Origin of the sequence: Devosia ginsengisoli, assembly GCF_024707105.1 — a bacterium.
Taxonomy (GTDB): Bacteria; Pseudomonadota; Alphaproteobacteria; order Rhizobiales; family Devosiaceae; genus Devosia; species Devosia ginsengisoli_A.
In genome coordinates, this window is record NZ_JANQAJ010000009.1 from 670,078 (window position 1) to 683,182 (window position 13,105).

At 63.4% G+C, this 13,105-nt stretch carries 13 protein-coding genes; 2 read left to right on the forward strand and 11 right to left on the reverse strand.

The genetic code is table 11. The features are described 5' to 3' along the window. Positions 1-79 precede the first annotated feature (79 nt). The 4 genes from NVV79_RS13340 to NVV79_RS13355 all read right to left on the reverse strand — a co-directional run bounded on the left by NVV79_RS13340 (position 80) and on the right by NVV79_RS13355 (position 4,495). Positions 80-1,138, reverse strand: coding sequence for a glycine betaine/L-proline ABC transporter ATP-binding protein (locus NVV79_RS13340; RefSeq protein WP_303990268.1), 1,059 nt, complete (start codon positions 1,136-1,138; stop codon positions 80-82). Then, positions 1,135-2,007, reverse strand: coding sequence for a proline/glycine betaine ABC transporter permease (locus NVV79_RS13345; protein ID WP_303990271.1), 873 nt, complete (start codon positions 2,005-2,007; stop codon positions 1,135-1,137). The genes NVV79_RS13340 and NVV79_RS13345 overlap by 4 nt, the downstream gene beginning before the upstream one ends. A gap of 158 nt (positions 2,008-2,165) precedes the next feature. Then, the gene (locus NVV79_RS13350) at positions 2,166-3,194 is read right to left on the reverse strand and encodes an ABC transporter substrate-binding protein (RefSeq protein WP_303990273.1); all 1,029 of its coding nucleotides are present in this window, start codon (positions 3,192-3,194) and stop codon (positions 2,166-2,168) included. Positions 3,195-3,454: 260 nt separating this feature from the next. Further along, on the reverse strand, positions 3,455-4,495 hold the full coding sequence (locus tag NVV79_RS13355; protein WP_303990276.1) for a glycine betaine ABC transporter substrate-binding protein: 1,041 nt from the start codon (positions 4,493-4,495) through the stop codon (positions 3,455-3,457). 228 nt (positions 4,496-4,723) lie between these two features. Here NVV79_RS13355 and NVV79_RS13360 point away from each other — a divergent pair, with 228 nt between their 5' ends. Next, positions 4,724-5,932 carry an ABC transporter substrate-binding protein gene (locus NVV79_RS13360; RefSeq protein ID WP_303990280.1) on the forward strand — a complete coding sequence of 403 codons (1,209 nt, stop codon included), beginning with the start codon at positions 4,724-4,726 and terminating at the stop codon, positions 5,930-5,932. Between the two features lie 66 nt (positions 5,933-5,998). After that, on the forward strand, positions 5,999-6,589 hold the full coding sequence (locus NVV79_RS13365; protein ID WP_303990283.1) for a bifunctional 2-polyprenyl-6-hydroxyphenol methylase/3-demethylubiquinol 3-O-methyltransferase UbiG: 591 nt from the start codon (positions 5,999-6,001) through the stop codon (positions 6,587-6,589). A 53-nt stretch (positions 6,590-6,642) separates the two neighbouring features. Here NVV79_RS13365 and NVV79_RS13370 read toward each other — a convergent pair whose 3' ends face one another. The 7 genes from NVV79_RS13370 to NVV79_RS13400 all read right to left on the reverse strand — a co-directional run bounded on the left by NVV79_RS13370 (position 6,643) and on the right by NVV79_RS13400 (position 13,018). After that, entirely contained in the window at positions 6,643-7,965 is a 1,323-nt protein-coding gene (locus NVV79_RS13370) for a branched-chain amino acid ABC transporter permease (RefSeq protein WP_303990285.1), read from the reverse strand. Further along, positions 7,962-8,966: a branched-chain amino acid ABC transporter permease gene (locus NVV79_RS13375; protein ID WP_303990289.1), complete on the reverse strand. Its 1,005-nt coding sequence runs from the start codon at positions 8,964-8,966 to the stop codon at positions 7,962-7,964. Before NVV79_RS13375 ends, NVV79_RS13370 begins: the two co-directional genes overlap by 4 nt. Positions 8,967-8,971: 5 nt before the next feature. Continuing rightward, on the reverse strand, positions 8,972-9,676 hold the full coding sequence (locus tag NVV79_RS13380; protein WP_303990292.1) for an ABC transporter ATP-binding protein: 705 nt from the start codon (positions 9,674-9,676) through the stop codon (positions 8,972-8,974). After that, positions 9,677-10,459, reverse strand: coding sequence for an ABC transporter ATP-binding protein (locus NVV79_RS13385; protein WP_303990295.1), 783 nt, complete (start codon positions 10,457-10,459; stop codon positions 9,677-9,679). It abuts the gene before it with no gap. Between the two features lie 104 nt (positions 10,460-10,563). Next, positions 10,564-10,926 carry a methylglyoxal synthase gene (locus tag NVV79_RS13390; RefSeq protein WP_303990298.1) on the reverse strand — a complete coding sequence of 121 codons (363 nt, stop codon included), beginning with the start codon at positions 10,924-10,926 and terminating at the stop codon, positions 10,564-10,566. A 36-nt stretch (positions 10,927-10,962) separates the two neighbouring features. Next, positions 10,963-11,343, reverse strand: coding sequence for a DUF1801 domain-containing protein (locus NVV79_RS13395; protein ID WP_303990302.1), 381 nt, complete (start codon positions 11,341-11,343; stop codon positions 10,963-10,965). A 79-nt stretch (positions 11,344-11,422) separates the two neighbouring features. Continuing rightward, entirely contained in the window at positions 11,423-13,018 is a 1,596-nt protein-coding gene (locus tag NVV79_RS13400) for a methyl-accepting chemotaxis protein (RefSeq protein ID WP_303990305.1), read from the reverse strand. Positions 13,019-13,105: the final 87 nt, after the last annotated feature.

The following is a 13,105-nucleotide window of genomic DNA, read 5'->3' on the forward strand; positions in this document are numbered from 1 at the left end:
TATGATTGCCGCATGACAATGGCACGACACGGCGGCGGACCGTTGCCGGCAGGGTTAACAGAGCCCTGCCGGCATGGGTTCAGCCGACACCGGGCGTATAGCGGGCCAGCGCCTTGATCACCTGCTTGGCAGTGACCCGACCGATCTGGTGCCCACTCTCGTCCACGACACCCACCCATTGGTGCTCGGCAAACAGCGGCAGCACATCCTCGCAGCGCGCGTCCTTGGATACCGCTTGCTCGCAGAGCTCATGCTCGCCCTTTTCCATGATCGAGCGCACATGGATGGCGCGGGCCTTGTTCACCTCGCGCACGAATTCCTCGATATGCTCATTGGCCGGCCGCAGCACGATGTCCTCGGGCTTGCCTTCCTGCTGCACCGCCCCGTCCTTGAGCACCGCGATGCGGTCGCCGATCTTGAGCGCTTCATCGAAGTCATGGGTGATGAAGAGGATGGTCTTGCCCAGCGACTTCTGCAGGTCGATCAACTGGTCCTGCATGCCCGAGCGGATCAGCGGATCGAGGGCCGAGAAGGCTTCGTCCATCAGGATGATATCGGTATCGAGCGCCAGCGCCCGGGCAAGACCCACGCGCTGTTGCTGGCCGCCCGACAACTGGCGCGGCTGGCTTTGCTCGTAGCCGGCCAGCCCGACGGTCTCGATCCACTTGGCCGCCTCGGTCAGACGCTCTTGCCGGCCGACGCCGCGGACCTCCAGCCCATAGGCGACATTGTCGATCACCGAACGATGCGGCAGCAGGCCGAACTTCTGGAACACCATGGCCACCTGGGTGCGCCGATAGATCCGCAATTCGTCGAGGCTCATCTTGAGCACATCCGTGCCATTGACGACGATTTCGCCGGCAGTCGGCTCGATCAGCCGGTTGACGTGGCGGATCAGCGTCGACTTGCCGGAACCGGACAGGCCCATGACCACGAAAATCTGGCCGCGGGCGATATCGAGCGACACATTGTCGAGCCCCACCACATGATTGGTCTCGGCCTGCACTTCGGCCTTGGAGCGGCCCGATTGCAGCAGAGCCAACGCCTCCTGCGGCTTCTCGCCGAAAATCTTGGTGACGCCGCGCATGGCAATGGCCAGATCGCTGCGCGTATCAGCCTGGATATCGATGGCGTTCATGAGCGTGCCTCCGCCAGGCCGATACGGCCCTGCAATTGTTTGCCGAAGGATTGGGTAATGCGGTCGAAGATGATCGCCAGCACCACGATGCCCAGCCCGGCAAACAGCCCGCGACTGACCTCGAGCCGCCCGATGCCCTGCAGTACCTGATAGCCCAGCCCGCCCGCACCGATCATCGAGGCGATGACCACCATGGCCAGCGCCATCATCGTGGTCTGGTTGATACCGGCCAGGATCGTCGGCAGGGCCAAGGGAATCTGCACGCCCAGCAGGCGCTGGCGCGGATTGGTGCCGAAGGCACGGCTGGCCTCCATCACCGCCGGGTCGACCGAGCGCAGGCCCAGATCGGTGAGGCGCACCAGCGGCGGCGCCGCATAGACGATGGTGGCGATCAGCGCCGGAATCTTGCCCGGTCCGAAAATCATGACCGTCGGAATGAGATAGACGAAGCTCGGCAGCGTCTGCATGAGGTCGAGTACCGGTGTGATGACATTGCGCACCGTGAGCGACCGGCTCATCCACACACCCACCGGGATGGAGATGACGATGGCCGTGATCGTTGCGGCGATCATCAGCGCCATTGTGGTCATCGCATCTTTCCAGAGGTCCATCATCCCCAGGAAGAGCAGCGAGACCAGCACGACAACAGGCAGCTTCCAGTTGCGCGTGGCGAGCCAGGCAATGCCCACCAGAATTGCCATGATCAGCCACCATGGCGTGGCGATCAGCAGGTCTTCGATGGCCTTGAGCAGCATCAGCAGCGGATAGGCCGCCGCCTCGAATTCATCGCCCCAGTTGCGCACGACCCAGTTGAGGCCATCGTCGATGGCCCGACGCAACGGGCGGGTGTCGATCAGTTCGGGAAACACGTCATTCTTCTCCTGGAAGTTTGGCGCGCGATGCCGGAAGGCGGTCCCAGAGGCGTTTCCGGCGGGAAACGAAAAAAGGGCAAATCGCATTCGGGCATCACGCGGAAAACGGCCGGGTCGAAACCCGGCCGTATCGGCTTTTCGCTGTGAGGCAACGATCAGCTAAGGCTTGCCTTGACCTTCTCGGCCACCTCGGGAGAAACCCAGCTGGTCCACAGGTCTTCCTTGGTCTTGAGGAAGTTCACCGCAGTATCGGCAGCGTCGGCCTGGTTCTCGTCGCCATAGACCAGCAATTCGCTGATCTCGGCATTGGTGAGACCCACCTTGGAGAAATACTCGGCCACTTCAGGAGCCTCTTCCTGAACCCAGGCGGCCGCACCCACGATTGCCGGCGAGGATGGGTAAGCGGTCACACCGGCCGGCTCGTCGCAATCCGGGTCGGTATTGCAGACATAGACTTCCGGCTTGGTCTCGCCCAGGTCGAGCTGCACCGCGTCATACTTGCCAAGGATGGCCGTGGGACCCCAATAGTAGAACAGGATCGGCTCTTCGCGGGTAAAGGCGCGCGCAATCGACGCATCGAGCGCACCACCCGAACCGGGGGAGAACAGGTTCCAGGTCTCTTCCATGTCGAAGGCTTCGAACAGCGCCGAGGTGGAAAGCTCGCAGGCCCAGCCTGGCGGGCAGGAATAAAGGCGCCCCTGGTCGGGCTCTTCGGGATCGGCAAACAGGTCGGGCCGGGCGATCACCGCCTCGGCAGAGGTCAGCTCCGGATGCTCTTCCTGGAGATAGCGGGGAATGAACCAGCCCTCGACGGTACCGTCGGTAATGGCGTCGGAAAGGTTCACCACGTCACCGGCCGCAATGCCTTCGGCCCAGGGCTCTTCGATGGCGCTGGTCCACAGCTCCGGGGCAACCGCAGGGGTGCCGCGCGTCAGCATGGAGGATGAGGTGGGAACGGTATCGCCAGTGACGATCTCGACATCGCAGCCAAAGCCGGCTTCGAGAATGGTGGCGTGAATATGGGCCAGAGCAGCCGCTGACGGCCACGTCATTTCGGCAATATCAATGGTTCGATCTGTGCCGCAAGCGGCGGCGTCGGCTTCCTGGGCAGTGGCGGGAAGGCTCATCGCGGACAATAGCGCAACGGCCATCGCGGCGGCAATGCCACCGGACTTCAATATCATCAGGTCGTCTCCTGGATTTATGTGATGCGGCAACCCTATATGCCGCAATACATCCATGTCAAATCGACGTATACTTGATGACTAACTGTAATTGGCTGCAGTCTTGATTTGAGAGATCAACTAATCATGACTTCAAAACAACTGTCACATTGGCAAAACTTGCTCACGCAAGAGCTGAATGATGCGGGATTAAATTGACACGAAAACAAAAAAATTGGTCGGTCAACTTTTGGCCGTCAAATCGCCCGGTTTTCAACGCCTTATGGCACCGTCGTACCGACCCAGCCCCGCCAGATATCTTCTCGCTCCGCCACGAAGCGGTCGGCGACGCCTTCGACCGTGGCGCCGGGCTCGTTGAGCTGCGCCAACAACCCGTTCATATCGGCAAGCGGCATGCTGCTGCGCTGGAAATAGGCCGCGATGGCGGGGATGTCGGTAAAAACCCATTCGGCCAGCGCCACCACCACCGTTTCGCCAGGAAAAGCGCTGGCCGACGGCGACGGGCAGGCCAGCCGGGCCAGGCACTTGGCAGCTTCCTCGTCATAGTTGCCCATATCGAGCGAGACGAAATTGAATTGCGACAGCACCGCATTGGGCTGCCAGTAATAGAACAGGATGGGTTCCTTCCGGCTCACCGCCTCGGCGATCAGCGTATCCATTTCGAACCGGTTGCCGGGCTCGATCAGGTCCACCATGCCGGCCAATCCCAGAGCGGCGATCAGATTGCGGTTGATCAGGGCGCAGGCCCAGTCGGCGGGACAGGAGATGAACCGCACCTTCACCCCGCCATTGAGCAGCGGCAGCGCCGCGGCGAGCCCATCGATACCGACCAGTTCAGGGTGCACCGCCGCCAGATAGTCGGGCATGAACCAGCCTTCGAACGCGGTTTCGACATAGGTGGGCGCGGCCGGACGCAGCATCTGCGCGTCGATGCCGGAATTCCACACATCGGCAATGCGCGTGACCCACATTTCGGGCGCCACGGCCGGCTGGCCGGTGGACCCCATGGAGGAACCCGTGGCGGCCAGATCGCCCGGGGTGACCCGCGTATCGCAGCCATAGGCGCGCGCCAGTATTCGGGCATGGATTTCAGCGAGCAATTCGGCCGAAGGCCAGCTCATGCGGGCAATACTGATCGGCTGGGTGCCGCAGGGCGGTGGTGGCGTGGCTTCGCCGGCAGGAGCCTGCTGCGCCGGCACGGCATCCTGGGCCTGATCGAGCACGGTGATCTGTGCTGCCGCCGGCCCCGCGGCCACCAGGACCGCCAGCAGGAGCATCGCCCGCAATAGCCTCGCCGTCATTGCAGCCTCTCCCGCATCAGTCTCACTCTATGCAAAAACCACCCCCGTTAAGCAACAGTTGCGGCAAGCTGAAATGCCAATCAATACCCGGTGACTCCTGCTCATCAAATGTGCAACAGTTGCTTCCAGCGGGGCGTGGGTTGCGCCCCCTTTATCGCGTTGTTTCCGCTTGGAAAGACGGGCTCGGGCAAGAGCCGCCCCGCGGAACAACCCAGCAGAGGGACGTACATGCACAATCTCAAGAATACTCTGGCCCTGGCCGTTGCCGCCTCGGCACTCGCCATTGCCGCGCCTGCCATGGCGCAGGAAGTCAAGATCGGTTTCCTGGCCGACGTGACCGGCCCCATCGCCGGCTTTGCGCCAGGCATGGTCGATGCCGGCAACCTGGCCATCACCAATGTCAACGATCAGGGTGGCCTGTTCGACGGTCAGAACCTGGTTTCCGTGCTGGCCGACAGCGCCTGCGACGGCGGTGCCGCCGGTCCGGCCGCCGACCGTCTGGTCAATAGCGAGCAGGTCGTGGCCATCTTCGGTGGTTACTGCTCCGGCGCGACCATTGCCGGCGCCAATGGCTCGGCCATTCCGGGCAATGTCGTGATGATCTCCCCGGCCTCGACCGCTCCGGCCGTTGCCGAACTGGCCGACAACGACCTGGTGTTCCGCGACGTGGTTCCCGACTCCATCCAGGGCGTCAAGGCCGCTGAACTGCTGCTGGCCCAGGGCATCACCGAAGTCGGCGTGACCTACGTCAACAACGACTATGGCTCGGGCCTGGCCGGCGCCTTCTCCGATGCCTTCACCGCTGGTGGCGGCACGGTTCTGGCCAATGTCGCCCATGAAGACGGCAAGGCCGACTACCGCCCCGAAATCGGCCAGGTCGAAGCGGCCGGCGCCAGCACGCTGGTGATCTATGGCTATGAAAACGCCGGTGGCGGCGCCATCCTGAACCAGGCCATCGAAGCCGGCTCGTTCACCCAGTTCGTCGGTGGCGACGGCATGGCCGGCGACGCGCTGCTGGAAGGCCGCGATGCTGCCTCGCTCGAAGGCATGATCCTGACCCAGGCCGCTGCGGCCGCCGGCCCGTCCTTCGACGCGCTGAACGCCCTCACTAGCGCCGTTGGCCAGGACGTCAACGGCACCTATGTGACCAACTCCTACGACGCCGTGTTCCTGCTGGCCCTGGCCATCGAGAAGAGTGGCTCGGCCGATCGCGAAGGCGTCTCGGCCGCCCTGCGTGAAGTCGCCAACGCCCCCGGCGAAACCATCCTGCCGGGTGAGTGGAGCAAGGCCAAGGAGCTGATCGCTGCCGGCACCGACATCAACTACGAAGGCGCTTCGGGCACCATCGAGTTCGACGACGTCGGTGACGTCGCCGGCGCCATCAACTACTTCGTCATCGAAGGCGGCGCCACGGTCAACAAGGGCCTGATCCAGTAATCCGGATCACCGACCAATCCGAAGGCCCAGGAGCGATCCTGGGCCTTTTTTTGTCAGGAGACGCCGATGGCAGATGACGAGACGCTGGCTTTCTACGCCCGGAATGCCGCCGAATATGTGCGCGACGATGGCGGCCGGCCCGATGCCCGCCTGCACGCCTTTCTCGACGCGCTCCCGGCCGGTGCCCGCATTCTCGAACTCGGCTCGGGCAGCGGGCGTGACGCCGCCACCATGCTGGAGCGTGGCTTTGACGTCCACGCCACCGACGCCTCCCCCGAACTGGCCGCGGAGGCCGAAGTTCGTCTCGGTCGTCCGGTAGCCATAATGCGGTTCGACGAACTCGATGCGCAGGCGGCCTATGACGGCGTCTGGGCCTGCGCCTGCCTGTTGCATGCTCCGGCGGAGGAACTGACCGACGATCTGCGCCGCATCCACGCCGCCTTGCGGGTAGGCGGATTGCTCACCGCCAGCTTCAAGGCCGGCAATGGCGCGGGCCGCGACCGCTTCGGTCGCTATTACAACTATCCCGACCGCGACACGCTGCTCGGCCACTTTCACGCCGCTGCCGACTGGCGGGGCGTAGAACTCGAAAGCAATGAGGGCAGCGGCTACGACCGGCAGCCCACGCAATGGCTCTGGGTCAATGCCCGCAAATAAGACGGCCCGCAGCCAGGCAGGCTACGGGCCGTAAATCATTCTGCCTGGCGGGTTCAGCCCTCGCGGCGGATCACTTCGGGGATCAGCCCCTTGGGCGCGAAGCGCAGGGCGATGGTGATCACCACGCCGAGCACGAAGACGCGCATCTGCAGTGCCCGCGAGTCGATTTCGGGAATGGCGCCCCAGCCCATATTCTGCGTCAGCGTCGACAGATTGACGAAGATCAGTTGCGCCGCCGGATCGGACAGGACCCAGACCACATAGATCAGCAGCGATCCCAGCAACACGCCCCAGCTATTGCCGGCGCCGCCGACGATGACCATCACCCAGATCATGAATGTGTGGTTGATCGGCTGGTAGCCTGATGGATCGAAAATCTGGCTGAACGAGACCAGCATGGCCCCGCCAATGCCCATCAATATCGAGCCCAGCACGAACAGTTCGAGCTGGCGGCCGGTGACGTCCTTGCCCATCGAGCCGGCGGCAATGTGGTTGTCGCGGATGGCGCGCATCATGCGGCCCCAGGGTCCGCCATAGGCGCGCTGGATGACGTAGAAGATGATGACCAAGAGGGCCACCGCCAGTGCGAGAAAGCCCAGGCGCGCCTGCACGAAGCTGTCGGCAATCCCCACGCCATTGGCCTGCAGCGCCTGCGGCAGCGGCGTCGGCCAGGGCATGGGCGATACCGACATGGTGCCGCGCGTCAGCCAGTCCATATTCTTGATCAGCGCGCGGATGATCTCGGAAATGCCGATCGTGGCAATGGCGAGATAGTCGGTGCGCAGGCCAAGACTGATCTTGCCGACGAAATAGGCGATGGCCGCTGCCAGCAGCCCGCCGAACAGCCAGCCCAGCACCGGATTGAGCCCCAGCCCGCCGATAAAGCCGGCGGTGGATTCGATATAGGCCGCGGCCGGATCGATCTGGCTGCGATAGATCACATAGGCGATGAACCAGGCCAGCACGACGACAAGGCCATAACCAAAGCCGCGCAGGCCCAGCCGCCGCGTCTGGCGCGCCGCATAGACCAAAGCCGCCCCGATCAGGAAGGCCAGCAGCGCCCGCCCCAGCAGCATCGGGCCATCAGAGTTCCAGAAGCTGGCATTGACCGGATAGGAGATGAACGTCACCGCCGCGCCGCCCACCATCAGGAAGCCCATGATGGCGAAATTGAACAACCCGCCATAGCCCCACTGGATATTGAGGCCCAGCGCGATCAGGGCAAAGCCGGTGGCCTGCACCAGGATCAGCAGCATGCTGGCGCTGCCCTGCGACACGCCGGCTGCGGCCACCAGGAAAAACAGGGCGATGAACAGGGCGATGCCGCGATACAGCGGACGATCCAGCCAGCGGATTTCGGCTTCTGCCGCGCTCATGTGGAAACTCCCTTGAAGATACCGGTGGGGCGCACCAGCAGGGTCACGACCAGAATGACGAAGGCCACGGTGAGCTTATATTCGGTGGGGACCAGCGCCAGATTGGCCGGCAGCGCCATGCCCTCGGGCAGGAGGCCATTGAGCGGACGCAACACCGCCGTCCAGTTGAACACTGCCAGCGTCTCGGCAAAGGCGATGAGGAAGCCACCGACAATGGCGCCATAGGCATGGCCCAGCCCGCCCACGATAGCGGCAGCGAAGATCGGCAGCACGATATTGAAGGCGAGGTCCGGCATCAGCGCCACGTCGAGCGCCAGCATCACCCCGGCCACACAGGCGAGACTACCGGCAATCACCCAGGTCACCCGCACCACCAGCGCGGTATTGATGCCCGAGACCTGCGCCAGGTCGGCATTGTCGGCCATGGCGCGCATCGCCTTGCCCAGCCGCGAGCGCGTCAGGAACAGGTGCAGCGCGATCACCAGCAGCGCCGTGACCACGAACATCAGCACCTGCGGCTCGGTAATCGAGATGGGTCGCGTGCCGCCAAAGGCACTCATGTCGATGCGGAAGATGTCCTTGGGCTCGGTGTCGTAGAAACTGCGCGTGCCCGAGCCGAAGATCAGCCGGATCAGGCCCTGGATCATCAGCGTCACGCCGATCGAGGCGATCAGCATCGTCACCGGCTTGGCGCCGCGCTTGCGCAAGGGCGCGTAGAAGCCCTTGTCGATGCCCAGCGCCAGGAAGGCCGCAATCACCATGGCAACCGGCAGCACCACGAACCCCGTCGGCAGCGGCGTCACGATGCCCAAAGCGGCGCACAGGCCTGCCAGCACGAAGGCGATGAAGGCGCCCATGGTCATCATGTCGCCATGGGCGAAATGGGCGAAGCGCAGGATGCCGAAGATCAGCGTGACGCCGATGGCGCCCAGCGCATAGATCGAGCCCAGTACGGTGCCTGAAATCAGCACGCGGTTGATGAAGAAAATAAGTTCGTCCATGACCCTCAGCCCCCGAGGAAACTTTTGGCGACTTCGGGATCGGCGATGAGCTCGGCGCCGGTACCGGTGAAGCGGTTCTGCCCGTTGGCGAGCACGAAACCGCGCGAAGCGAAGGCCAGCGCCTGCCGCGCATTCTGCTCGACCATGAGAATGCCGACGCCTTCCTTGTTGACGCGCATGATGGTCTCGAAGATTTCGATGACATAACGCGGCGACAGGCCTGCCGAGGGCTCGTCCAGCATCAGCAGCGTCGGCTTGCTCATCAGGGCCCGGCCCATGGCCACCATCTGTCGCTGGCCGCCCGACAATTCACCGGCCGGCTGCCGGCGTTTTTCCGCCAGCACCGGGAACATCTGATAGACCCAGTCCATCGTATCCTTGAAATCGTCGCGCCTTGTAAAGGCGCCCATTTCGAGATTTTCCTCGACGCTCAGCGTGGTGAAGACGTTCTTTTCCTGCGGCACGAAGCTGAGCCCTATCGGCACCAGCGCGTCAGGCAGCGAATTGGCGATATTGCGGCCACCGAATTCGATCGTGCCGCCGGTAACGCGGAGCAGGCCGAAGATCGCCTTGAGCGTCGTCGACTTGCCGGCGCCATTGGGGCCGACGATGACCCCGATATCGCTCTGCTCGATGGCCATGTTGACGCCGTTGAGGATCGGCGCGCCGCCATAGCCGCCAACGACGTTCCTGAGTTCGATGAGAGCCATCTACGCCACCTCGACGGGGGTGCCGAAATAGGCTTCGACGATTTGCGGATTGGCGCGGATTTCGGCCATCGGGCCTTCGGCGATCTTCTCGCCCTGCGCCATCACGATGACCGGGTCGCACAGCCGCGCGATCAGATCCATATCGTGTTCGATGACGAAGAACGTGTAGCCCAGTTCGTGGTTCATGCGCTCGATATTGGCCGCCAGGTCGTTGAGCAGCGTCTTGTTGACGCCGGCCGCTACCTCGTCGAGCAACACCACCTTGGCATCGACCATCATGGTGCGGCCCAGTTCGAGCAGTTTCTTCTGCCCGCCGCTGAGGTTTCCCGCCAGCTCGTTGCGCACATGGCCGAGCTTGAGGAAGTCAATGACATCGAGCGCCTTCTTGCGCACCTCGGTCTCGCGCGACTTGCTGAGGCCGGGGCGGAACCAGACATTGCCGAGATATTCGCCCGGCTGGTCGCCCGGCACCACCATCAGGTTTTCCAGCGCCGTCATGTTGGAGAATTCATGCGCGATCTGGAACGTACGTAGCATGCCGGCCCGGAACAGCTCATGCGGCTTGAAGCCGGTGACATCGACCCCGTCGAAGATCACCGAGCCCCCATCGGGCACGATATTGCCGGCCACCATGTTGAACAAAGTGGATTTGCCCGCCCCATTCGGTCCGATCAGCCCGGTTATCGAGCCGCGTCTTACCGAGAGCGAGCAGTTGTTGACGGCGGTGAGACCGCCAAAGCGTTTGCTGACGTTGCGAACGTCGATAACCAAGTCAGAGGACACCCAGACCCGTCCCGATTCCTGAAGCCGAAGGCACCCGGTTCAATCCGGGCGATTTTGCGGCATCTGCTCATAAGGCGGGCGAAGGGTCAACCTTGACCGATCAGTCAAAGATACGCGAGCACTGCGTCGGCTGTGGATTTGTTGTTGGCGCAGGGCACATCATAGAGCGTGGCCAGCCGCGTCAGCGCCTTCACGTCTACGTCATGCGGCTGCGCCGAGAGGGGATCAATGAAGAAGATCAGCACGTCCAGCCTGCCCTCCGCGATCATGGCGCCAAGCTGCTGGTCGCCCCCCAGCGGGCCGCTCTTGAGCAGCGTCACCTCCATGCCGGTCGCCGCCATCACCCGGCTGCCGGTCGTGCCCGTGCCCCACAATTCATGCTGGCTGAGCTTGAGCTTGTGATGCTCCGCCCAGACACAGAGGTCATCTTTCTTGTCGTCGTGTGCCACCAGACCGATCCGCGCCATACTGCCCTCCAGATGCAGGCAACTTACAAGCACGCTTCACGCAAACAGGGCAATGGCCTCGCTGAGCAGGATGCCGATGCGATCTACCGGAATGTCGTCGCCGGGCACGAGGCGGAGATAGCGGCCTTTCTTGAGCCCGTCCCCGGCCAGCAGCCCGTCGCCATGCGCCAGCAGCCGTCCATGCTCGAAATAGAGCGACACCCTGTCGGCATGCCCAAAGACCGAACAGACATGGCCGGCCCCGGCATGGCGGAAATTGACCGATTTCCAGCCGCTCATCACCTTGCCCGAAAGACCCGGATGCGCCGCGACCAGCGCCACCAGCCGCGCCGTGAGTTCGGCCACTGGCGCCGGCAAGGGCGCGATCAGCGCGGCAAAGTCACTGGAATAGACCGGATCGACGGCGGAGGTGAGCATGGCGGCATTCCGATTTTGACGCCATACCACCCTGCCCTCACCTGCTGACAGGCCATGTCAGCAGAAGCGACCATCCAGCCTAGAACTCGTTCCAGTCCGGCGCGATGGCGGTATTGCCCGCCGTGTCCACTCTGGGACACGTCTGCGGCGGCACCCGGCGCACCGGCGGCGGCGCAGCGCCGATCTTGAACACATCGACGATGCCGTCGAGTTCGCTGGCCTGCACCTCGGTCTGCTCGATCGCGGCATTGGTCTCTTCGACCAGCGCCGCATTGTGCTGGGTCATCTCGTCCATCTGCCGTACGGCGACCGCGACTTCCTCGAGCGAGGATGCCTGGTCCTTGTTGGCCTGGGCGATAGTGTCGATGAGCGCGGCGCTTTCCTGCGCCCCGGCCAGGATGTCGAGCAGGGTTTCGGCAGCCTGCCCGACCAGCCTTGTTCCGGCCCGCACTTCGGCGGCACTGGCTTCGATCAGGGCTTTGACCTCGCTCGATGCATTGGCGGCCGATTGCGCCAGCCGACGTACCTCCACCGCGACCACGGCAAAGCCCTTGCCGGCATCGCCCGCCCGCGCCGCTTCCACCGAGGCGTTGAGCGCCAGCAGGTTGGTCTGGAAGGCAATGTCATCGATCATACCGATGATGTTGGAAATCTTCGCCGAACTGGCTTCGATCGCCGACATGGCCTGGTTGGCTTCCTTCATCACCTCGCCGCCCTGCGTGGCATTCTGCGAGACGGCCTGCGCCTTGTCGCTTGCCGTCGCGGCGCGTCGGGCGTTCTCCACTACGGCCAGTGACAATTGCTCGACCGAGGCCGAGGTCTCCTCGATGGTGGCCGCCTGCCTGGTGGTGCGTTCCGACAGATCGTTGGCACCGGAAAGAATTTCGCCGGTCGCGGTCTTGAGCGAGCGCGATGTCTGCTGCAACTGGCCGACAATCCCGGTCAGCTTTTCGGCCACCGCATTGGTATCGCCCTTGATCTGCTCGAATTCCGGCTCGAAATCATCTGTGATGCGGGTCGTGAGGTCCCCCTGCGCCATGTCCCGGAGTACCGCCCCGGTCAGCGTCACGGCGCGGTTGATCTTGGCCTGTGCCTCGGCGTCGGCCGCCCTGGCATCGGCCGTGAGCTTCTCGAAATAGACCGATACCCCGATATCGATATCGAGCAGCATGGATTTGAGCACATCGGCCAGCGCCATGGCCATCGCATCGGTTGCCGCCATTACCTCCTCGGGCGAGACCTGCTTGCGCCCGAAGCGCTTCGCCTTGGGCTGCAGGGCCTCGGCCATCACATCATGGACCAGTCCCAGCACCAGCGTTTCCACGATGATGCCATAGCCCCCGATATGCCAGCGCGGTTCCAGTCCGATCTGCGCATGGCGCAGGCCGACGCGGGAGCTGGCTTCATAATAGGTATCGTCGAACTGGCCAGCGGCAATCGCCTTCCAGTGCCCGACCTGCTTGGACTGCGCCCGGTCCATCTGCTGTTTGCCATCGAAGAATTTCATGACCGCCGGGACCGTGGCGATCTTGGCGTAGAACTTGTCCAGCGCCAGTGGCAGGTGCCTATCGACATGGGCCTGGACCGTTGCCAGCCGGCGCTGCGCCGCCGCGTCGAGGCCGATGAAATCAAGTCTGGACTGCAGGACGTCCTTGGGAGTGGGGGTCGATGACATTATGGGCTCACGGGTAATGGTTCCTAGGTTCGACCATCCGCGACTCCCAAATCGTGATCTGGATCAAACCAGCCCCATCCAGCCACC

What these genes read in the sequence shown, in the direction of transcription:
- NVV79_RS13340 (WP_303990268.1), bottom strand. Translation starts at nt 1,138, where the DNA reads ATGAACGCCATCGATATCCAGGCTGATACGCGCAGCGATCTGGCCATT.
- NVV79_RS13350 (WP_303990273.1), bottom strand. Translation starts at nt 3,194, where the DNA reads ATGATATTGAAGTCCGGTGGCATTGCCGCCGCGATGGCCGTTGCGCTA.
- NVV79_RS13355 (WP_303990276.1), bottom strand. Translation starts at nt 4,495, where the DNA reads ATGACGGCGAGGCTATTGCGGGCGATGCTCCTGCTGGCGGTCCTGGTG.
- NVV79_RS13360 (WP_303990280.1), top strand. Translation starts at nt 4,724, where the DNA reads ATGCACAATCTCAAGAATACTCTGGCCCTGGCCGTTGCCGCCTCGGCA.
- NVV79_RS13365 (WP_303990283.1), top strand. Translation starts at nt 5,999, where the DNA reads ATGGCAGATGACGAGACGCTGGCTTTCTACGCCCGGAATGCCGCCGAA.
- NVV79_RS13370 (WP_303990285.1), bottom strand. Translation starts at nt 7,965, where the DNA reads ATGAGCGCGGCAGAAGCCGAAATCCGCTGGCTGGATCGTCCGCTGTAT.
- NVV79_RS13375 (WP_303990289.1), bottom strand. Translation starts at nt 8,966, where the DNA reads ATGGACGAACTTATTTTCTTCATCAACCGCGTGCTGATTTCAGGCACC.
- NVV79_RS13380 (WP_303990292.1), bottom strand. Translation starts at nt 9,676, where the DNA reads ATGGCTCTCATCGAACTCAGGAACGTCGTTGGCGGCTATGGCGGCGCG.
- NVV79_RS13390 (WP_303990298.1), bottom strand. Translation starts at nt 10,926, where the DNA reads ATGGCGCGGATCGGTCTGGTGGCACACGACGACAAGAAAGATGACCTC.
- NVV79_RS13395 (WP_303990302.1), bottom strand. Translation starts at nt 11,343, where the DNA reads ATGCTCACCTCCGCCGTCGATCCGGTCTATTCCAGTGACTTTGCCGCG.
- NVV79_RS13400 (WP_303990305.1), bottom strand. Translation starts at nt 13,018, where the DNA reads ATGTCATCGACCCCCACTCCCAAGGACGTCCTGCAGTCCAGACTTGAT.